This window comes from Dermabacter jinjuensis (genome assembly GCF_902381725.1).
Lineage (GTDB): Bacteria > Actinomycetota > Actinomycetes > Actinomycetales > Dermabacteraceae > Dermabacter > Dermabacter hominis.
The window spans coordinates 982,768-1,002,538 of sequence record NZ_LR698963.1 but is presented as its reverse complement, the minus strand read 5'-3'; the positions used below and the strand labels follow the sequence as shown (position 1 = coordinate 1,002,538).

The window sequence follows — 19,771 nt, the reverse complement described above, 5'->3', positions numbered from 1 at the left end:
ATCGCTCTTTCCCGGGGAGACTGCATGTCCATTTCACGAACCGGCGCGCGCCGCACAGCGCACCACGCGCCGGCACGCAGTTTCCAGTCCCGACATCGCCGCCGTGCCGCGCGCGTGGGCGCGATCGCGTTGGCACTTTCACTGTCGGGAATCCCGGCAGCGCCTCTAGCCTTCGCGGCGGGCGATTCTACGCAACCGTCGGCACCTTCTGCCTCTGACAGCCCCACGAGCGGCGCTGAGCCGGCTGAGCCCGATGCCCCCAAGTGCGTTGTGCCGGGTGAGGAATACTTCTTCTTCGCGGGCTTCCGCTGGGTGAAGTGGTGGATTGAGCACCCGGGTGAGGATCCGTGCTTTCTCTGGCCCCCCGCGCCCGAGCCCGAACCAGAACCGTCACCGGATCCCACGGAAGAACCCGCCCCGGAGCCAGCACCCACTGCGGACCCCACGGAGCAGCCAGCCCCGGAGCCGGAACCCACCCCGGAGCCAAAACCGACCGTAGACCCCACGGACGCACCGCTGCCCGAGCCCGAACCAGAACCGTCACCGGATCCCACGGAACAACCCACCCCTGAACCGGCACCCACCGCAGACCCCACGGACACACCAACGCCAGAACCCACGCCCAAACCAGAACCATCACCGGACCCCACGGAACAACCCACCCCGGAGCCAGCACCCACCCCGGAACCGTCGGCGGAGCCCGCCCCACAGCCGAGCCCTAAGCCTGAGCCTGAGTCTGAGCAACTTCCTACGGACGCCCCGGCCGTCGCCTCCTCACCGCACGAGCGCCCCGAGTCTCTTGCACCGGATCTCGCGCCCGAGCACACCACTGAATCCGAAATCAATGCCGGGTCCGCACCGGCGGCCGAACCCCCACTCGACTCCCCCGCGCCGCTGCTCGTGCCCGAACAAGAGACTTCGGGACTCGCTCTCGCGCCGGCTCCGACGAGCCAACAAACTGAGATCCCCGCCCTCACCGTTCCCACGACCGAGGAATCGCAAACCGCCCCACCTGGCGTTCGCCTCAACCCCACGCAGGCCCCCACCGACGGTTCAACTCCGCCAGCAGATGACGTTCTCGGTGCCGACGAAGAGAAGGTCGACACGATTCTTTCCGTGTGGACCAACCCCGATGGCAGCGCCCTCGGCACACTCAAAACCATCCTCGCGAGTACGGTCGCGGTAGGCGTTGGTGTTGCCGGCGGTCTTGGTGCCCTCACGCTCAGGGCGCGCGCAAAGTGACCGTAGGGGCCCGCGAGTCAGCCTTGTTCAGGCAAGGGCAGCGCGATCCGGCCTAGGCGATCTCGCCGCGCTCACGAAGGCGCGACTTGATGAATAGCAGGATCGACGGGACCGCTCGCTCCATCTTGAGCACGGTGCGGTCGAAAAACTTCTGGCTCTCGTAGAACGGATCGGGAACCTCGAGATCCTCGGGTTCAGCAACTGCCGGTTTCGCCGGATCGAATTCGCCCCACATGTGAAGCGTGGGCGGCTCGACGCCTTCGGGAATCGCCTCGAGTTTGCGCGTCATTTCCGCGAGGTGTTTCGTGCTCATCGTGAGCACGAGGTCCCATTCGCCGAGCTGGTGGACGGGAACGGTGCGGGCTGCATGCGCATCCGGGCTATAGCCAGCGCGCTCGAGGGCAACGACGATGCGATCGTCCATGGGGAACCCTTCGGATTCGTACGTGGTTCCCGCGCTTTCAACCTCGACAAGACCCGCGAGCCCGGCCTGCTCGAGGCCAGTCTTGAGCATGACGGCGGCCGCGGGCGAACGGCAGATGTTCGCCGTGCACACTGTCAACACTCGGTACTTGCTCACGCCCCTATCTTGCCGCATTTTTGGCGCGAGCGTTAAGGGTCGTACCCGGCGCGTCTACTAGGATGGGGAGGCTCCCACCGGGGGCCTTTGCCGCGATCTGAAGTGCATGGAGGTGCGCGTTGGGTTCATACGCGTTCTCGCGACTGGATCGTCCCCACTGGTCGGCGCGCCTCGAAGATAAAAAGAACACCGCAATCGCCCGTGTGTTGCGCGCCCTCGGCTACGAAGCGCGCATCCAGCCGTATACCGCGTACGGCTCCCCCACAAAAGTACGCGTGCTCGGGCGCGTTCTCTTCGCGGGCGCCGGTACGCGCCCGGATCATTTCGATCCTCCGGTCTACGACATGCGCTCGCTTGCGCGGCGCGGCTTTCGGAATTTCACGTCGCAGATCGACCCGCACGTTCGAGTTACGGTCACCGTGAGCACCGCCAAGGGCCCACAGGTCTTTGAGACGTACGCTGACCGCTCCGGCATTATCGACGAGATCATTGGCGTAGAGCTCGCCCCCGGCATCCACGAGCTCTCCCTCAGCACCGATGGTACAAACACCGTCACGGCGAACGTCCACGTTTTCGATGATGAGGCGCAAGAAATCGCGGTTGTCAGCGACATCGACGACACGGTCCTCATCACGCTCCTGCCCCGCCCCCTCATCGCCGGGTGGAACGCCTTCGTGATCTCCCAGGCCTCCCGCCGCATCGTTCCCGGAATGGCCGTTTTCTACCAGCAGCTTCGCCGCCACTACGGTGAGAACACCCCGTTCATATACCTCTCGACGGGAGCGTGGAACGTCGCGCCCGTGCTCGAACGCTTCCTCTTCAAGAACGGGTACCCTGCCGGCCCGCTTCTCCTCACCGACTGGGGCCCCACCAACACGGGCTTCTTCCGCTCGGGCACACGCCACAAGCTCACGACTCTCGCCGCCCTGCGCGAGATGTTCCCGAACACGCGCTGGCTCCTCGTGGGCGACGACGGTCAGCACGACCCCTCGATCTACGGAAGCGTGGTCGATGAACATCCGGAATCGGTCGCCGCGGTAGCTATCCGCGAACTCACCGACAACGAGCAGGACCTCGCTCACGGCGCCGAACGCCCCCTCGCGTCGATCGGTGCCCTCGGGCGCGCCCTCGTGGATGCCGTACCGAAGGTGTGGCGCAGCACGATTGGCCTAAAGGGTTCCGACGATCGCCCGGCATCCGTCGGGCCTTCCTCAAACGGTACTGCCAGCGCCAGCTCCACGCACGCGCCCGGGACTGCTCTCGAGAGCGTGCACGAGCGCCAAGGGGTGCCGTGGGTCAGCGCACCCGATGGTTTTGGCCTTATTCGGGCGGCACGCGCGATCGGGATCCTCGGCCACCACTAAAATCAGGGTGGAGAGAGGGGCAGGCATGGGCGAGAGAACCTTTACCGTCCGCTACAACGATGGCGGTCTCGCCGACGCCGCGAGTCCGCGCGAGGCGCGCACCCGCCGCTACTGGCAGGCCCTCCTCGCGTTTTGTGCGCGGCACGTGACCGCGCTCGTTACGCTCCTCATCGCGGGAGTTCTCGCGGACATCGCCTTGAAGAAGGCGTTCGGAATCCACATCTTTTTCATTTCACTCGTCTCCTCGGGAACGGTTTTTGCACTCCTCGGGTACGTGTTCTACCGAGACGGTCGCAACCTCTACGATCGAGTGTTTCTTTCGCGTCGCGAGAACCCGCCCAGTCCACCCTTGGCGCCAACGGGCGCGGAGGCCTACGAGTGGGGTCGTGCGATCGACGGTGTCGGACTGTGGATTGACCCCGAATATCTCGGCCTCGTCGCAGACCCGGGACGCTACGAGACCTACCCGTGGAGCGATGTGCGTCTCGACAAGGCCACGTTTCGCGGGATTGGCAGGAGCGATTTGATCGTTCACTTGCCTCACCGCCACTTGCGCTACAGCGGCGACAAGCTTGGAGTGACCGCGGCAGACATCATCGCGCGCGCCTCGAGCCTCGCGCGCTAGAGCACAAGTGCCGAGGCTCCCTCTCGCGTAGTCACAGGGGTGTCGCGCCGCCCCTACAGCACGCTCGCGAGGAATGCCTTGAGCCGCTCCGAGCGCGGGTTATCGAGGATCTCGCTCGGCGACCCAGCCTCGACCGCCTTACCGCCGTCCATGAATACGACGTGGTCGGCAACCTCGCGCGCGAAGGCGATCTCGTGCGTCACGACGACCATGGTCTGGCCCTCGGCCGCAAGATCCTTGAGGACCTGGAGCACTTCGGCAACGAGTTCGGGGTCAAGTGCCGATGTCGGCTCGTCGAACAGCATGATCTCGGGCTCCATCGCGAGGGCCCGCGCGATTGCGACGCGCTGCTGCTGCCCGCCTGAGAGCTCGCTCGGATAGTGGTCGGCGCGGTCGCCGAGCCCCACGCGCTTCAGAAGCTCGAGTGCCTGTGCCCGGGCCTCGGCTTTCGACATGCCCCGCACGTGGATTGGGGCTTCGCTCACGTTCTCGAGGGCCGTCATGTGAGGGAACAGGTTGAAGCGCTGGAACACCATCGAGATGCGGGAGCGCTGCGCGGCGATGTCCTTTTCGGAAAGTTCTTGCCAGCGACCGTCGGCAAGCGGTTCCGGACCGTACCCTTGCAGCTCTCCGTCGATCAGGACTTTCCCGCCCGTGGGTTCCTCGAGTTGGTTGATGCAGCGAAGGAGCGTGGATTTACCCGAGCCCGAGGGGCCGATGAGCACGCACACGTCCCCGTCGCCTACCTCGAGGTCAACCCCCCGTAGGACGTGCAGGTCCCCGAATGCCTTATGGATGTTCTCGAGCCGAACCTTCGGCGCTACCGCCATAGTCATGTCCCCTTCCTCGCCACTGTTTTCTGTTCTTGCCACATGTGCCTCTGCGCTCACAGCTCAACCTCCGGCAGCGGGTCCTTCGGGGTTGTGCCGGCCGCGTTCACGGATGCCTGGCGCGAGGCTCGTTTGCCGGGGCGCACCGCGGCGCGATCGTCGAAGCCGCGCCCGAAGTAGCGCTCGATGTAGTACTGGCCCACCATGAGCACGCTCGTCACGGCGAGGTACCACAGCGCTGCGACGATGAGCATCGGCACGGGCTTGAACAGAAGGTTCGCGATCGAGTTCGATGCGTAGGTGAGGTCGAGCGTGAACGGCACCGCGAGGACGAGCGAGGTCGTCTTGAGCATGCCGATTGTTTCGTTGCCAAGCGGCGGGATAATCACGCGCATGGCCTGCGGAAGCACGATCCTGCGCAGGATGAGCGAGTTCTTCATGCCGAGGGATTTCGCGGCCTCGCTTTGGCCACGCTCGACGCTCGTGAGCCCCGCGCGCATGATTTCCGCGAGGTAGGCGCCTTCGTTGAGGCCGAGTGCGACCGTGGCTGCCCAGAACGCGGTAAAGAAATCTCGCGTCGAGAAGCTGAAGAGTTCGGGCCCGAACGGCACACCGATCACGACCTTCGGGATGATCACCGTGATGAGACCCCAGAAGACGAGCTGCGTGTAGACGGGCACGCCGCGGAACACGAAGATGTACGCCCACGAGACGCCGCGCAGGACGGGGTTGGAGCTCAAGCGCATGATCGCGGCGGTGAGGGCGATGATGGTGCCGATGATCATCGACACGAGCGTGAGCAGCAGGGTCCAACCAACGCCGCGAACGACCTTCACGTCGAAGAGGTAGGTGCCAACGACGTCCCATTCAAAGACCTCATTGCCTGCGGCGAAGACAATGAGCCACACGCTGAGGACCGAGGTGATGACCGCGGCGATCCATGTTCCTGGCCTCGGGGCCCGCTTCGCGCGGATCCGGTTCGGGATCGGGGTATCGATACTCGTATTCATGCCTTTTTGACCTCTGCTTTCTCGATCAGCCCCGCGTCGTTGCCCCATGCACTCATGATGGTGCGCATTGCACCAGTGTCGATGAGGTGTTGCACGGCAGCGCGCAGCGCTTCGGCGAGTTGATCTTCGCCCTTTTTGACGACGATCCCATTGAGTGCCGATTCCTCGACGTCGCCTACCTGTTCGAGGCTTCCGCGCGAACGCGCGATCGCGTAGCTCGTGACGGGTGAGTCTGCGATGAGCACATCGGCCTTACCGCCCGCGACGTTCGTGACGGCGTCTGAGTTATTGGCGTAGGCGAGGACGTCGACGGGGCGTTGGCCTTCGGCGCGGCACTGCTCATCGGCGGCGAGGGCGATTTCCTCCTGGTAGGAGCCAACCTGCACCGCGGGGCGTTTGCCGCACAACTTGTGCGGGTCGATGGAGTAGGGGTTGCCTTTCTTGACCGCGTAGGAGATGCCGGCTTCGAAGTAGCTCACCATCGTCACGGTTTGGAGCCGTTCCTCGTTGACCGTGAAGCCGGAGATTCCCACGTCGTACTTGCTTCCCACCGCGGGGATGATCTGGGAGAACACCGCCGATTCGGTGCGGGTTTTGAGCCCGAACACGATGCCGAGTGCAGTGAGCAGGTCGATGTCGTAGCCGACCGCCTTGCCGTTGCTAAGGAATTCGCCGGGCGCGTAGCTCAGTTCGGCACCGTTGACGAGTTCGCCTCGCGTGCGGATCTCTTCGGGAAGGAGTGCGGCGATGTCCTCCTGGTACTCGATCCCGCTGAAGTCCACTTCGGGGATGAGGCTCGCTTCAGCCGCCAGCTCTTCGGAAGCGCGCGTGCACGCGCCGAGGCTCGGGACTAGGGCGCTTGCCACGAGGGCGGCGGGGAGGGCTCGCAGGAATGTGCGCCTGGAGGTTCCGACGGTTGCCGCACTGGCGTCGGACTCACATTCACCGGTTTGAATCATTTTGCAATCGTATGCATGGCTATGCGATTGATGCAAGGTGTTCACAGTGTGACATGCGGCGGAGTCGAAAGCTTCGGTGACGGGCATTACACTGGAATCACAAGCATCTCTCGGCAAGGAGGCCACCATGAACGAGAGCACCCCCACCAACCGCGCAACCATGAATGAAGAAAGCTACGCGCATTTCCGGCGGCTCGGCACTTCGGGGCTCCTGCTGCCGCCGATCTCCCTCGGGTTCTGGCACAACTTTGGACGCGAACGCTTCGAAGGCGGCTTCGAACACGACGTTCGTGAACGTCCCAAAGCAGACTTCTCGCGCCAGCGCGAGATTGTGCACTACGCGTTCGATCACGGCATCACCCACTTCGACCTCGCCAACAACTACGGCCCGCCCGCGGGCAGCGCCGAAGAAATCTTCGGTGAGATTCTCCGCAAAGACCTCGCAGCCCACCGCGATGAAATCCTCGTGACAACCAAGGCGGGCTTTCGCATGTGGCCCGGGCCGTACGGCGATGGCGGCAGCAGAAAGTACCTACTCGCCTCACTCGATCAATCGCTCACGCGCCTCGGTCTCGACTACGTCGACATCTTCTACCACCATCGCCAAGACGACTCGACCCCGCTTGAGGAGTCGATGGGGGCACTCGCGCACGCCGTCAAGAGTGGCAAGGCGCTCTACGCAGGCATCTCAAACTACTCCCCCGAAAAAACCCGCGAGGCTGCAACGATGCTACGCACGATGGGTGTTCCGCTCCTTGTCAACCAGGCGAGCTACTCGATGCTCACCCGCACCCCCGAGGAGAGCCCGAGCGGTCACGCGGAAGATTCGCTCCTCGGCGTATGCGAGCGGCTCGGCATCGGGGTCGTCGCGTTCTCTCCGCTCTCGCAAGGGCTGCTCACGAACCGCTACCTCACGGGCATTCCCGAGAAATCACGCGCCGCGCAGAACGTGTTCCTCGGGGAAGACGTCGCGAAGGACCCCCGCTACCTCGAGAAGGTTCGCGCGCTCAGCCGCGTCGCCGACGACCGCGGGCAGAGCCTCGCACAAATGGCCCTCGCATGGGTTCTGCGCAAGCGCGTCGTGACATCCGCGATCGTCGGAGCGTCGAGCGTGCAGCAGCTGCGCGCGAACATCGCCGCCGCACGAACCATCGTGCGCGCGGGCGAGAGCGTTCCGGCAACACACTTCAGCGACGAGGAGATCTCGAGGATCGATACGATCCTCGCCGATCCCGTTCTAGAAGACTGAGCATCTAACCGTCCTGGGCGGAAGCCTGCAGCTCCTGCCCGGGGCTGCTCTCACACTCGCTGCTCGCACCCTCGAACTGCGAGCGATACAGCCGCGCGTAGGCGCCGCCCGCCGCGAGAAGCTCGTCGTGGGTGCCCTGCTCGACGATGTCGCCGTGCTCCATCACGAGAATCAGATCGGCATCGCGAATTGTTGAGAGGCGGTGCGCGATCACGAATGACGTGCGGCCTTCGCGAAGCGTATTCATCGCGTTCTGCACGAGGACCTCGGTGCGAGTATCGACACTTGAAGTCGCCTCATCGAGAATGAGCAGCTCGGGCCGCGCGAGGAAGGCACGCGCGATCGTGAGAAGCTGCTTTTCACCGGAAGACACGCTCGAACCTTCGTCGTCGATGATCGTGTCGTAGCCCTCTGGAAGCTGCTGCACGAAGTCATGCACGTGAGTAGCCTTGGCGGCTTCAAGCACCTCCTCGTCGCTCGCATCGAGGCGACCGTAGCGAATATTCTCGCGGATCGTGCCTTTGAAAAGCCACGTATCCTGCAGCACCATCCCGGTGCGGCTGCGCAACTCATCGCGCGTCATCTCGCGCGTATCCACGCCGTCAATCGTGATCGTACCACCATCGATCTCGTAGAAGCGCATGATGAGGTTGACGAGAGTCGTTTTGCCCGCCCCCGTGGGGCCCACGATCGCAACAGTCATCCCGGGACTCGCCACGAGTGACAAATCAGAAATGAGAGGCTTCTCGGGCGAATAGGAAAAGCGCACGTGCTCGAACCGCACCTCGCCACGACCAGGTGATGCGGCCTCGGGTTTGGGCCGGCGAGCGTCGGACCCCTCCCCCGGGCTCTCCGGGACCTGCTCCTCGGCATCCAAAAACTCAAAGATGCGCTCGGCCGATGCAACGCCCGACTGAAGCTGTGTTGCCATCGAAGCGAGCTGCGACACGGGCTGCGTGAACTGGCGCGAGTACTGGATGAAGGCCTGCACATCACCGAGCGTGAGCTGCCCCGAGACGACCTTGAGGCCGCCCACGAGCGCCACCGCCGCATAGGACAGGTTCCCCGCAAACATCATGAACGGCATGATGAGCGAACTGACCACCTGCGCACCAAGACTCGCGCGATACATCTCGGCGTTCTTCTTCTCGAAGCTCACGCGCAGATCGTCCTGGCGACCAAAAACCGACACGATCTCGTGGCCGGAGAACGCTTCCTCAACCTCCGAGTTGACCTCGCCCGTCGCATCCCACTGCTCCCCAAACAACTTCTGGGCGCGCTTGCCGATCACCGCGGTAATCACAAGCGCGAGCGGGATCACGATGAGCGCCACGAGCGTGAGAATCGGCGAGATCACGAACATCATGATGATCGTGCCGAGCACCGTGAGGCCCGAGGTAATGATGCCGCCGAGAGTGTTGTTGAGCGTGTTTTGAACGTTGTCGACATCGTTCGTGACGCGCGAGAGAAGGTCCCCGCGGCGACGCGAATCAAAGTAGCTGAGAGGCACGCGGTGCAGTTTCTCTTCGACGTCGCGGCGCAGCCTGTAGACGCTGCGGTACACCACGCGAATAAGCATGCGCGTTTCGAGCCACGTGAAGAACGCCGCGAGCACATAGAGGATCGTGACGGTGAGTAGCACCGTGTTGAGCGCACCAAAGTCGATCCCGTGACCGGGATTCAGGTCCATGCCCGAGACCATGTCCGCAAGCTGCTCTTGGCCACTCGCGCGCATTCCGGCGACAACCTGTTCCTTCGTGACGCCAGCCGGCAACCGCTTGGAGACGACACCGTTGAAGATGATGTCGGTCGCGCGGCCGAGGATCTTCGGGCCGATCACGCTCAGAATCACCGAGAGGACGCCGATTGCCATCGCGCCGAACAGCATTGCCTTTTCGGCCATGAGTTCGCGAAGGAGCCGCTTCAGCGACGGCCCGAAGTTGCGCGATTTTTGACCGGGGCGCAGGCCCCGCTCGCTCTGCTTCTTGTCCTCGCTCATTGCTTCGCCTCTTCCTCAAACTCTGAAGCCGCACCCTGCGAGGCCACAATCTCCTGATAGGTCTCGTTCGTCGCGAGGAGCTCCTCGTGCGTACCGCGCCCGACTATCCGTCCGTGATCGAGCACGAGGATCACATCGGCGCTCGTAATGGTCGATACGCGCTGGGCGACGATCACCATGAGCGCCTCGCGCGTTTCGGGTTTCAGGGCCGCGCGCAACCGCGCATCGGTCTGCAGGTCGAGCGCGCTGAAAGAGTCGTCAAAAAGGTAAATGTCGGGCTTAGACAGGAGCGCCCGCGCGATCGAGAGGCGCTGACGCTGACCACCCGACACGTTCGAACCACCCTGGGCGATCGGGGAATCGAGCCCCTCGGGCATTTCGGCAACGAAGTCGCGGGCCTGCGCAATCGTGAGGGCATGCCACACCTCTTCGTCGCTCGCCTCCGGCCGCCCAAACCTCACATTTGAGGCGACCGTCCCGCTAAAAAGATACGGGCGTTGCGGCACGTAACCGAGGCGACCGTGAAGCAACTCAGGCGCCGCCTCACGCACATCCACGCCATTGATCTTGACGGCGCCGTCCGTCACGTCGAAGAGCCGCGAGATGAGCCCGAGCAGCGTGGTTTTGCCCGAGCCTGTTCCGCCGATGATCGCCACTGTTTGCCCCGCGTGGGCCTTGAACGAAATGCCCTCGAGCACGGGCCGTTCCGCGCCCGGATACGCGAACGTAACGTCGTCAAATTCGAGCTCGGCGCGCGCACTTACACGCGGATCCCCCGGTTGAACAGCGACCTCTGGGGCAGGAAGCGCCACCGAACTGTGCGTATCGAGCACCTCCGTGATGCGCTCTGCGGAGACCATCGCACGCGGAATCATCATCGTCATGAACGTCGCCATCATGACCGCAATGAGGATCTGGATGAGGTAGGAAATAAACGCGACAATCGAACCGACCTGCATCTCGCCGCGGTCGATTGGACCCGCCGCCGCGAGCAACACAAGCACCGAGCTAAACGACAGCAGAAACATGATGATCGGGTTGATAAACGCGATCAGGTGCCCCACCCGTCGATTGATCTGCGTGAAGCGCTCGTTCGACACCTCGAAACGGCCCCGCTCATGGGGCTCGCGGACGAATGCACGCACCACGCGAATGCCCGTGATCTGCTCGCGAAGAATCAGATTCAGCTCGTCAATCCTCTCCTGCATCTCGCGGAACAGGGGCGCCGCACGCAGCACGATGACACCGATCGCGACGAGCATGAGCGGCACCATGACCGCGATCAGCCACGCAAGCTGTGCCTCCTGCTGGAGCGCGAGAACGACCCCGCCGATGCCGGTAATCGGCGCGGACACGAGGAACATGAGACCGAAGAACGACAGGTTTTGAAGCTGTTGCACGTCGTTCGTGTTGCGCGTAATAAGCGAGGCAGGAGTGAAATGGCTGATTTCCTTCGCGCTGAAGGACTGCACGCGATCGAACACATCGGAGCGCACGTCCCGCGCAAGCCTCATCGCAACCCGACCCGCGAAGTAGTTCGCGGCGCAGAGGGCGAGAATATTGGCAAAGCTCACGAGGAGCATCCAGCCGGCAAGGCGCCAAATCGCGTCGATATCACCCTTGGCGATGCCAAGATCGATGATGTCAGCGTTGAGCGTGGGCAGGTAGAGGGCGGCAAGCTGCGCCGCAGTTTCGAACACCGCGACGAGCACGAGAGAAAGCCACGACATTTTTGCGTAGCGCCACAGGAGTCTCAGGAGGGTCACGAGAGAGAAGAACCTTTCGTGCTCGTGCGGGTAAGGAGAGGCCGACGCCTGCCACGCCCGCAGTGACAATGCCCAAAGAATACAACCGATGCTGTTTCGCGACTATGGTGATCGCTCTCGACCGATTCTGCCGTGCACCGAGGGGCTGTATTAGCCTTGAGCGGTGAGTAAAACGACCCAGCGCATCGTCGTCCTGATCTTCGCTCTTGCCCTCATCATCCCCGCGGGGCTCGTGGGGATCGGGCAGTTCACGCAGAATGATCAGGGCGGTCGGCAGGTGGCCGACTCCGCGCAAGACACGCGCGCAAAGGTCGATCCCGCGACCCAGCCAAAGCCGACGAACACCACGGAACCATCGCGCGCGGACTTCCCGGGTATCGACGACGAAACCGAGGCGGGAGCAAAAGCAGCCACCACATATCTCTTTGCCGTGTACGCCTACATGATCGGCACCGGTGACACGAGCGCGTGGCGCGAACTCATGGACCCGTCGTGCGAGGAGTGCATGCGCTTTGCTGACAATGCGGAGCAACTTCACGCCGCGGGAGGCTGGATCGTGGGCGGCGAGATCACCCTCAGCGACGAGAAGGTGACGCTCACGAAGGGCAACGGTGCGAGTGATGGAGCCTCGACGACTGCGAAGGTCGACGCGACGTTCCACGAGGCCGCCGCAAAGCTCATCGATGACCCGACGCGCGAGCCCGCAACGCGCGGGGCGTCGCAGGGGAAGTTTTCCGTAGGTCTTCGTTTCGTTGACGGCCACTGGCGCGTGACGTCGATGGCGGTTGGTTAAGACAGCCGGCTAGGCGGGCCTGTACAGAAAGAGATCCGTGCGGTACGGCATCGCGACCCGGCTGCCGGGGTTGTAGCCGAGGTGCTCGTGGAGGTACCAGTCGAGATTGTCGAGGACCTTCGCTCGGGTTTTTTCCGAAGCGGTGAGATAGTAGCTGCGGGTCGTTGCAAGCCGTACGAAGTCCCACGTGGGGCGCTCATCTACCCAGTGTTCGACGTGCCGCTTCACAAGCTCGAGTCCCTCACCCACATCGGGGAGAAAACCTTCGCGTTGCACGTCGCCCGCGTGCGCAATCCGCGAATATCGATGCACCCACGGCACGCTCACATCGAGCGTGTTCCACACGAGAGCGAGCACTCCCCCGGGTGCAAGAATCCTCCGAACTTCGGCGCTCACCGCGCCCGTCTCAAACCAGTGCCACGCTTGCGCGGCAGTCACGATGTCTGCGCTTCCCGCCTCAAGAGTGGTGGCCTCTGCCGGCGCCACGCACGCCTCGAACCGCTGCGCCATTTGGCTCGCGACCGCTTGCGTGCGCGCCACTTCAAGCATCGACTCGCTCGTATCGAGCGCAGTGACGCGACAGCCTCGCTCAGCGAGCGCGAGCGAAAGCTTTCCCGTTCCGGCCCCTAGGTCAACCACGCGGGGGCGTGCAGCGGTTCCGATGGCTGCCACGATCAGGTCGAGAGCTTCAGCCGGGTACCCGGGCCTCAGCTCGTCGTAGCCGTCGCCCTCGCCTAGAAATCCCTTCGCGAGTTCCTCTTTGCGTTCCCGCGAGCCATAGCGCGGTTCATCCCGGCCCGAAATGTTGGGGATCGGGCCGGGAGTGCTTCGCCTGTCGTTCATGGTCACGAAAGACCACCCTAGCCGCGGCTCTTGATGCTCCGCGTGATGGTCTGCAGATTTAGCAAGGTTAACGGCACAACCGCCACACGGCGGCGAGCTCGTGCCCGCCGCCGATGGCGCCTCCATTCGGGCTAGTCGACGGGGCTGACCCGCACGAGGTTGTGGTCGGGGTCGGCTATCACGAAGGTGCGACCAAAGACGTCGTCGTGCGGTTCCTCGATCACGTGCACTCCTTTCGCGACCCATTCCTCGTAGACGTCGTCGATGGCAGAGGCGGGACCGGGAATCATGAGCCCGATTTCGTTCGTGCGCGGTGTCGCTGATGCGAGATTTTCGTCGTGACCGGTCCAGATTGCGAAAAGCACGCCGGGCGCGACCTCAAAAGCGACGTACCGCGGGCTGGTGAAGGTGGGTTCGATTTCGAACAGGCGACTATAGAAATCGGTGGATCGCTCGACGTCGCTGACGTAGGTCAGAAACAGATTTGGAGCCGGCATGGATCTCTCCTTATGTCAGTGGATCAGGGAGCCCCATATAATCAGGCATAGACGACACCTGCTGTCATGTTTTCTTTAAGGATTGGGAATGAAGTCGTCCCGCTTGTTGTCCATCCTGCTGCTACTGCAAACCCACGAACGAATGACCAGTCAAGAACTGGCTCGTCGTCTTGAGGTATCTTCACGCACGATCCTGCGTGACATCACGGCGTTGTCGGCTGCTGGGGTGCCGATCTACACCGAGCGGGGCCGGGGTGGAGCCATCGTGCTGGATCACCGGGCCCGGCTCGACGTCTCACGCCTCGATCCAAATGAACTGCAGCTGCTATCCGTCGCAGGACTAGATGAGGGTCTTCTTGAGCAGATCGGGCTCCATGCTGTACATGTCAGAACCCAGCAGAAGCTGACCGCTGTTGCGGCGCGTAAGCAAACCTCCGCCGCTCTGCCCTTGCCCGAGGTGCTCCACGTCGACCCCTCTGGATGGCTCACGGCCGAGCAGGAACTCGACGTGGCCGACCTTCTCACCGCTGCTCGAAATAGACAACGCATCCGCCTCCGATATCGACGCAGCGGCGAGAGCAGCGGGCAGTGGGTTGTCGCGGACCCTTACGGTCTCGTGAACAAAGCCGGATCCTGGTATCTAGTGGCTGACGTCGCCTCACAACCCCGCATGTTTAACACCAGCCGCATTGAGACCCGCGAGCTACTTACGGATTCCGCAGTGCTACGACCGGACTGCGATCTGCGCTCAGTGTGGCAAGAATTGCTGACCAGTTTTCAGTCGGCGCCTGGTATCGAGGTGCACGCACAGCTGCGCTCGACCCGCCTAGATCTGGCCCGACGAATCCTTAGAGGGCGAATGATCCGTATCGACGGCTCCGAGGACGAGTGGACTCATATCGTCGTCCACTATCCAGACGTTGAATCGGTTCGGCAGCTCCTCCAATTCGGAGACCACATTCGGATCTTAAGACCAGCCGCAGCGGTGGTTCGATTCCGCGAGATCGCGGCCCAGATCGTGCAGTTTCACTCAGCACAAAGCACTGCCGATCATCGCCGCCGCGATCGCTAACCAGCCCTCGAGAAGAGGTGGATGCCAAGCGCGACGATGAACACTGTTCCGCTCGCCATCGCGAGCAGGAGTTCTACGAGAATGCCAATCCCGAGGGTTTTCAAGGTGGAGAGCGTCGAGTTGAGGGCGTCGTGGAACTCGCGCTTGCGGCTCAGCTCTACGAGGAAGAAGCCGAGAATGAACCCGATGAGGAGGCCCGGGCCGGGAATGAGGAACAGGCCGAGGATCGCGCAGCCGATCGCGACGAAGATCGCCCACGTGGGCACTTCGCTCTGTTTGAGCTTCCGCCCAGTGAGCACGTAGCTGCTCGCCATGCCCGCGATCGAAAACATCGCCACCAGCGCGAACGCAACCCAGCCCGTCCAGCCGCCGATCCCTATGGCCCATACGAGCATTCCGGTAAGGATGAGGAACGACCCGGGAAGCACGGGCAGCACGATGCCCGTGATACCTACCGCGAAGGCGAGCGCGGCGATGATTGTCACGATGATGTCCACGGGCACGGTGTTCTCCTTAGTGCGTGGCGGGCAAGGGGCAATTTGGACGCCGCTGGCGGAGACTTCAGTCTATAGAGATTCGCGCAGGCACCGCTCGCTACACACTCACGCTGATGCGCGAGGTACCGTCGGACTTTCTTTCCACGTGCACCTTCTCCGCGATCTGTGTTTTGAGTTCGGCGACGTGGGAGATGATTCCCACCGTGCGACCGTGGGCGGCAAGTTGGCGGATCTCGGCGATCACACCCTCGAGTTTTTCCGGGTCGAGCGTGCCGAAGCCTTCGTCGATAAAGAGGGTGTTCATCTGCACCCCGCCGTTTTCTCCGCTCACGACGTCGGCGAGGCCGAGCGCGAGTGCGAGTGACACGTAGAAGGTTTCACCACCCGAGAGGGTCGAGGGCGAGCGAGAGGAATCATTGCGCAAGTCGAGCATGTCGAGGTCGAGCCCAACGTGCTTGCGGCCTGCTTTTTCGGGTTGGGCAAGGCGGATCTCGTAGATCCCACCCGAGAGAGTCGATAGCCGCGCATTCGCGGCCTCGATGACCTTCTCGAAGCGGCGCATGACCGCGAACGTCGACAGGGTGAGACGTGCTTTCGCATCGCTCGAGTTGCCCGTCGCGATATTCGCGAGGTGAAGTATTTCGCTTTGGCGCGCCGAGCGTTTCTCGTGCGCGGTGGCAAGAGCCGTGAAATCTGTGCGTGCGCGTTTCACGCGCTCGAGCTCTTTCGCGCGAGTCGCGTGGGTTCCCGCGGCTTCCGTGTGTGCATCGCGGGTCTCGCGCACGCGCGCTGCCGCGGTCTCGAGCGCCGCGGCTGCATCTCGCTGGGCTTCTTCGCTCGCATCAATGCCCTCGAGACGGCCGTCCGCGCGGGCATCCTCGATGAGCGCGGTGAGCGAAGAATGCTCCTTCACGGTGTCCTCGAGCGATTGTCTACGGTCGGGGGCAAGACGCGCCTGCGCCACTTTCTCTATGGTTTCGAAGCCGCTGCCCTCGAGAGACTCGTTGAGGTGCGTTTGAGCCCGCTCGTGCGCAGAACGAGCCTCCAGGGCTTTGTCGAGCAGTTTCGCGTGCGCGCGAGCATCCTTACCCTCCGTTAGAAGCGCGAGGCGTAGCGCCGCGATGCTCCCGTGCGAGTCTTCGTGGGCCGAAAGCTCCTGTGCAATAGCCGCGCGGGTCTCGGTTAGAGCTTTCTCGAGGTGCTGAGCTTCGAGGGCGGCACGCTCGGCGGCGAGCGCCTCCTCGTGCGCTTCACGTTCGAGCGAGGCCGTTCGCTCGTCGAACCGCGAGATCTCCGTTTTCACTCGCTCACGCTCGCCCTCGGCTTCGCGCGCAAGCTCCTCCTCGCGGGCAAGCGCAACACCCTCGCTCCTCAAGCGTTCGATGAGTTCAGGAAGCTGCTCCTGGAACTTCGCGAGATCCCCCTCGACGCTCTCCCCCCACGCCCGCTCGAGCGCATCGAGGTGGAGTGCCTTGGTGGCGGCAGCCGATGCCCGTGCCTCGCTCAGGCCCTGTTCGGCCTCCACTCGCGCGCGTTCGGCCGCCGCAGTGCGCTCTTGGCTCACGAGCTCATCGTCGGTGTGCGCGGGTGCCGGGTGCTCACACGCCCCGCACACGGGGCATGCCTGGCCGTCCTCGAGGTCCGCCGCGAGCTCGAAGGCGATCGCGTCGAGGCGTTTGCGCCGAAGACGTGCCTCTTCCTCGCTTGCACGCTTGAGAGCCGCGAGCATGTCGCGTTCATGCTGCGCGCGCGACGAGTAGGTTTCGAGGGTCGTGCTCGCCTCCTTCGCGGTGCGCTCGCGCGCGGCATGGGACTCGCGCCTTTCTATGAGGGCCCCGAGGCTCGAGGCCCGCTCGGTTGCCTCGCGAAGCTTCTCGGCGAGCACTTCACGTTCCGACGGCCGCTCGTTCAACAGCGTCGCCTTCTCTTTCGACGCTTCCGCCGCCCTTTCAGCCTCGCGAGCGGCCTCTTTCACCTCGGTCGCACGTCGAGGTAGCGCTGCTTCCTCCTTTTCGAGGCTCGCGAGCGCAGCGGCCGCTCCCAGTGCGCTTTCGCTTCGCTGATGGTTCTTGTCGCTTAGCGCCCCCCACTGGGAGACTTGCCCACGTTCGGCTTCGGGAAGTGCCGTCGCGGCGGCGTCCAGCGCTGCCGCCGCGCTCTTTTCATGCGCGTGGGCGTAGAACGGTTTTTCGGCACGTTCGTGAGAGGCAAGGCTTTCGCGGGCTTTGCGCGCCGCCCCTTCAATCGATGCCCGTTTCTTCTCGTGGGCGTCGAGCTGGGCTTTGCGAGCGAGCAGATCGTGGCGTTCGGTGGCTTTCTTCGCGGCTTCCGCCGCCTCGTTCGAGGCTGCCTTCGCTATGTCCAGGATGCGCATGGCTTCGCGAGCGGCGGCTTCGGAGGAATTCTCGAGCTCCTCGCCAATAGCCCTGGCACGCTCGAGACCCGCCGGGGTGAAATCCCGGGTATCGGTGAGCGCCTGCATGCGCTGCTCATCGCTGACCGATGCCGCCTCGAGGACCCGCTGGAGGGCCGCGCCGAGTTCCGCTTTTGAGGCGTCGACGTCACGTTGAGCCTCGCGTCTGAGTTCGCCGAATGATTGTTCGATCTGCTCGTACAGCTGAGTCTGGAAGATCCGTTCGAGCACAGTCTTGCGTTCACTCGTGTCAGCTTTGAGAAAGCGGGCGAACTCGCCCTGAGGAAGCACGACTGTTTGGGTGAACTGCGCGTGCGTGAGGCCGAGCAGTTCCTGAATCTCCCGGCCAACGTCGGCCGGTCGGTTGGCGATCGGCTCGATCTCTTCCGCGCGTTCGGTGCCAGCGATCGCCTCACCTAGCGCTTCGGGCGAGGCTAGCCGCCAGAGCTTCGCGCTCTGGTTCTCATGCACGGGAGCGCCTTTTCCACGCAGTCGAGCGCGCTCGTAGGCGGGGGTGCGCCGCACGCGGTAGATCCCTCGTGGAACCTCGAAAAAGAGGTCCACGACGCTCGGGTGCGTATTGGGCATGAAGTCGCTTCGCACTCGCGCATCGCTCGAGCCGCCGCCCGCAACATTGCCGTAGAGGGCAAAGACGATCGCATCGATGATGGTGGACTTTCCAGAACCCGTGGCGCCCTCGAGGAGAAAGAGGCCGCTCGCGCCGAGCGCATCGAAATCGAGTTCGACTTTCTCCCTAAACGGCCCGATGCCCTCAAAACTCAGGTGGTGAAGTTTCATGGATTCAGGAAGCCTTTCGCTGTGCGTGCGACTCCGTGAGATCGGCACGTGCGCGCGCATCGGCGAGCACCTGCTCGATGATGTCTCGTTGCACGGCGCTCGGTTCGGCACCCGTGACGTAGTCGAAGAATTCCGAGATGACCTCCGTCGGTGAAGCCTCGCGCGTCACAACCGGCGCGGCACTAGATTCCGTTTCGCGTGTGGAGCGGAACTCCGTAAAAAGGAGATGTGGAAGCGCCGCGCTCAGGACCTGCTGAAGGTGCGCGGGGCGAGTTTCCTCCCGCACGATCGCGTGGACCCAATCCTCCGAATAGTTCGGGGCACTATCGAGAATCTCTTTGAGAGAGCCGTCCAGTTCGATGAGTCGGCGGCGCACGGGGGTGGGAATACGTTCCACCTCGACCAACCCCGAGGAGTCCATCTCGACAAGAAGAACGGCTTTGGTGTGGTGACGCTCCGAGAACGAGAAGGCCAGAGGGCTTCCCGAGTACCACGCGACGGGCCGCTCGCCAGGGACAAGCGCACTCATGTTTTGGCAGCCGTGGAGGTGGCCGAGCGCGACGTAGTCGACCCCCGCAAACACGCCACCGGGAACAGACGCCACACCACCCACGCTCAGGTCGCGTTCGGAATCCGAGCCGTCCCCGCCCGCAACGAAGGTGTGGGCAAGCACGACGCTTCGCGGATGCCCGAGAATCTCGAGTTTTGCACGGACTCGATCCATCGCCTGCACCGTAACGTCTTCGTGCGTGCGAGGAAGCGGGTCCCCACCCTTGGGAGCGAGGCTGTAGCGCGCAAGATCCGGATCAAGGAAGGGCAGCCCGAAAAAGAGCACCTCACCGTGCTCATCGGCAACCGAAACCGGGTGCTCGATCCCTTCGACATCCGCGAGAATGTGAATGCCGGGCCGCATGAGTTTTGCGCCAAAGCCGAGCCGCACCGCCGAATCGTGGTTGCCTGGCGTGAGGATCACCGTGGTTTCTTCCGCGAGCGCTGCGAGCGACTCGTGCAGAAGCTCAACCGCCTCGACGGGCGGGACCGAGCGATCGTAGATATCGCCGGCGATCACGAGAGCGTGCGCTCCGGTTTCACGGACCTTCGCCAGAAGGAAATCCTGGAACTCCCGCTGGTATTCGTGCAGGTTCTCACCGTGCAAGGTGCGCCCGAGGTGCCAATCCGACGTGTGAAGAATTTTCATGCTTTCACTCTAAGAGGAGGGTGGGACATTTAAACT

At 63.3% G+C, this 19,771-nt stretch carries 17 protein-coding genes; 6 read left to right on the top strand and 11 right to left on the bottom strand.

What is annotated here, in order from left to right:
- Positions 1–24 precede the first annotated feature (24 nt).
- Positions 25–1,242: a hypothetical protein gene (locus FXY94_RS04340; RefSeq protein WP_016663802.1), complete on the top strand. Its 1,218-nt coding sequence runs from the start codon at positions 25–27 to the stop codon at positions 1,240–1,242.
- Positions 1,243–1,294: 52 nt separating this feature from the next.
- On the opposite strand, the gene FXY94_RS04335 is transcribed toward FXY94_RS04340, so the two are convergent.
- Positions 1,295–1,822: an arsenate reductase/protein-tyrosine-phosphatase family protein gene (locus FXY94_RS04335; RefSeq protein WP_101686629.1), complete on the bottom strand. Its 528-nt coding sequence runs from the start codon at positions 1,820–1,822 to the stop codon at positions 1,295–1,297.
- Positions 1,823–1,941: 119 nt separating this feature from the next.
- Between FXY94_RS04335 and FXY94_RS04330 the strand changes: the two genes are divergently transcribed.
- Together FXY94_RS04330 and FXY94_RS04325 are read left to right on the top strand one after the other, a co-directional pair.
- Positions 1,942–3,186: an App1 family protein gene (locus tag FXY94_RS04330; protein WP_016663800.1), complete on the top strand. Its 1,245-nt coding sequence runs from the start codon at positions 1,942–1,944 to the stop codon at positions 3,184–3,186.
- A gap of 25 nt (positions 3,187–3,211) precedes the next feature.
- Positions 3,212–3,811 (top strand): hypothetical protein, encoded by a 600-nt coding sequence (locus FXY94_RS04325; RefSeq protein WP_016663799.1) that lies wholly within the window; start codon positions 3,212–3,214, stop codon positions 3,809–3,811.
- A 53-nt stretch (positions 3,812–3,864) separates the two neighbouring features.
- Here FXY94_RS04325 and FXY94_RS04320 read toward each other — a convergent pair whose 3' ends face one another.
- From FXY94_RS04320 to FXY94_RS04310, 3 genes are read right to left on the bottom strand one after another with little or no spacing between them, the layout of a single operon-like run.
- The gene (locus FXY94_RS04320; RefSeq protein ID WP_040386446.1) at positions 3,865–4,647 is read right to left on the bottom strand and encodes an amino acid ABC transporter ATP-binding protein; all 783 of its coding nucleotides are present in this window, start codon (positions 4,645–4,647) and stop codon (positions 3,865–3,867) included.
- A gap of 50 nt (positions 4,648–4,697) precedes the next feature.
- Positions 4,698–5,651, bottom strand: a complete 954-nt coding sequence (locus FXY94_RS04315; protein ID WP_016663797.1) for an amino acid ABC transporter permease — start codon at positions 5,649–5,651, stop codon at positions 4,698–4,700.
- The gene (locus FXY94_RS04310) at positions 5,648–6,610 is read right to left on the bottom strand and encodes an ABC transporter substrate-binding protein (protein WP_016663796.1); all 963 of its coding nucleotides are present in this window, start codon (positions 6,608–6,610) and stop codon (positions 5,648–5,650) included. Before FXY94_RS04310 ends, FXY94_RS04315 begins: the two co-directional genes overlap by 4 nt.
- A gap of 127 nt (positions 6,611–6,737) precedes the next feature.
- Between FXY94_RS04310 and FXY94_RS04305 the strand changes: the two genes are divergently transcribed.
- Complete coding sequence (locus FXY94_RS04305) at positions 6,738–7,859, top strand: aldo/keto reductase (protein WP_016663795.1); 1,122 nt, start codon at positions 6,738–6,740, stop codon at positions 7,857–7,859.
- 4 nt (positions 7,860–7,863) lie between these two features.
- Here the strand turns inward: FXY94_RS04305 and FXY94_RS04300 are convergent, their stop codons facing one another.
- Positions 7,864–9,858: an ABC transporter ATP-binding protein gene (locus FXY94_RS04300; RefSeq protein ID WP_016663794.1), complete on the bottom strand. Its 1,995-nt coding sequence runs from the start codon at positions 9,856–9,858 to the stop codon at positions 7,864–7,866.
- Positions 9,855–11,588 carry an ABC transporter ATP-binding protein gene (locus tag FXY94_RS04295; protein ID WP_051120691.1) on the bottom strand — a complete coding sequence of 578 codons (1,734 nt, stop codon included), beginning with the start codon at positions 11,586–11,588 and terminating at the stop codon, positions 9,855–9,857. The genes FXY94_RS04300 and FXY94_RS04295 overlap by 4 nt, the downstream gene beginning before the upstream one ends.
- Positions 11,589–11,787: 199 nt before the next feature.
- On the opposite strand from FXY94_RS04295, the gene FXY94_RS04290 reads away from it, so the two are divergent.
- A complete protein-coding gene (locus FXY94_RS04290) occupies positions 11,788–12,417 on the top strand; it encodes a DUF6318 family protein (protein ID WP_016663792.1) in 630 nt (209 codons plus the stop codon).
- Between the two features lie 9 nt (positions 12,418–12,426).
- On the opposite strand, the gene FXY94_RS04285 is transcribed toward FXY94_RS04290, so the two are convergent.
- Complete coding sequence (locus FXY94_RS04285) at positions 12,427–13,260, bottom strand: class I SAM-dependent methyltransferase (protein ID WP_040386444.1); 834 nt, start codon at positions 13,258–13,260, stop codon at positions 12,427–12,429.
- Between the two features lie 131 nt (positions 13,261–13,391).
- Positions 13,392–13,757, bottom strand: a complete 366-nt coding sequence (locus FXY94_RS04280) for a VOC family protein (RefSeq protein WP_016663790.1) — start codon at positions 13,755–13,757, stop codon at positions 13,392–13,394.
- 88 nt (positions 13,758–13,845) lie between these two features.
- Here FXY94_RS04280 and FXY94_RS04275 point away from each other — a divergent pair, with 88 nt between their 5' ends.
- The gene (locus tag FXY94_RS04275) at positions 13,846–14,829 is read left to right on the top strand and encodes a helix-turn-helix transcriptional regulator (protein WP_016663789.1); all 984 of its coding nucleotides are present in this window, start codon (positions 13,846–13,848) and stop codon (positions 14,827–14,829) included.
- On the opposite strand, the gene FXY94_RS04270 is transcribed toward FXY94_RS04275, so the two are convergent.
- The 3 genes from FXY94_RS04270 to FXY94_RS04260 form a co-directional block, all read right to left on the bottom strand.
- Positions 14,826–15,332 (bottom strand): DUF456 domain-containing protein, encoded by a 507-nt coding sequence (locus FXY94_RS04270; protein ID WP_016663788.1) that lies wholly within the window; start codon positions 15,330–15,332, stop codon positions 14,826–14,828. The two genes, FXY94_RS04275 and FXY94_RS04270, sit on opposite strands and share 4 nt — an antisense overlap.
- A 91-nt stretch (positions 15,333–15,423) precedes the next feature.
- Entirely contained in the window at positions 15,424–18,537 is a 3,114-nt protein-coding gene (locus FXY94_RS04265; protein ID WP_070435616.1) for an AAA family ATPase, read from the bottom strand.
- Between the two features lie 4 nt (positions 18,538–18,541).
- Positions 18,542–19,735 (bottom strand): exonuclease SbcCD subunit D, encoded by a 1,194-nt coding sequence (locus FXY94_RS04260; protein ID WP_016663786.1) that lies wholly within the window; start codon positions 19,733–19,735, stop codon positions 18,542–18,544.
- Positions 19,736–19,771 lie beyond the last annotated feature (36 nt).

Coding starts and splice junctions, on each gene's coding strand:
- FXY94_RS04340 (WP_016663802.1), top strand. CDS start 25: ATGTCCATTTCACGAACCGGCGCGCGCCGCACAGCGCACCACGCGCCG.
- FXY94_RS04325 (WP_016663799.1), top strand. CDS start 3,212: ATGGGCGAGAGAACCTTTACCGTCCGCTACAACGATGGCGGTCTCGCC.
- FXY94_RS04320 (WP_040386446.1), bottom strand. CDS start 4,647: ATGACTATGGCGGTAGCGCCGAAGGTTCGGCTCGAGAACATCCATAAG.
- FXY94_RS04315 (WP_016663797.1), bottom strand. CDS start 5,651: ATGAATACGAGTATCGATACCCCGATCCCGAACCGGATCCGCGCGAAG.
- FXY94_RS04310 (WP_016663796.1), bottom strand. CDS start 6,610: ATGATTCAAACCGGTGAATGTGAGTCCGACGCCAGTGCGGCAACCGTC.
- FXY94_RS04305 (WP_016663795.1), top strand. CDS start 6,738: ATGAACGAGAGCACCCCCACCAACCGCGCAACCATGAATGAAGAAAGC.
- FXY94_RS04300 (WP_016663794.1), bottom strand. CDS start 9,858: ATGAGCGAGGACAAGAAGCAGAGCGAGCGGGGCCTGCGCCCCGGTCAA.
- FXY94_RS04295 (WP_051120691.1), bottom strand. CDS start 11,588: ATGTCGTGGCTTTCTCTCGTGCTCGTCGCGGTGTTCGAAACTGCGGCG.
- FXY94_RS04285 (WP_040386444.1), bottom strand. CDS start 13,260: ATGAACGACAGGCGAAGCACTCCCGGCCCGATCCCCAACATTTCGGGC.
- FXY94_RS04280 (WP_016663790.1), bottom strand. CDS start 13,757: ATGCCGGCTCCAAATCTGTTTCTGACCTACGTCAGCGACGTCGAGCGA.
- FXY94_RS04275 (WP_016663789.1), top strand. CDS start 13,846: ATGAAGTCGTCCCGCTTGTTGTCCATCCTGCTGCTACTGCAAACCCAC.
- FXY94_RS04265 (WP_070435616.1), bottom strand. CDS start 18,537: ATGAAACTTCACCACCTGAGTTTTGAGGGCATCGGGCCGTTTAGGGAG.
- FXY94_RS04260 (WP_016663786.1), bottom strand. CDS start 19,735: ATGAAAATTCTTCACACGTCGGATTGGCACCTCGGGCGCACCTTGCAC.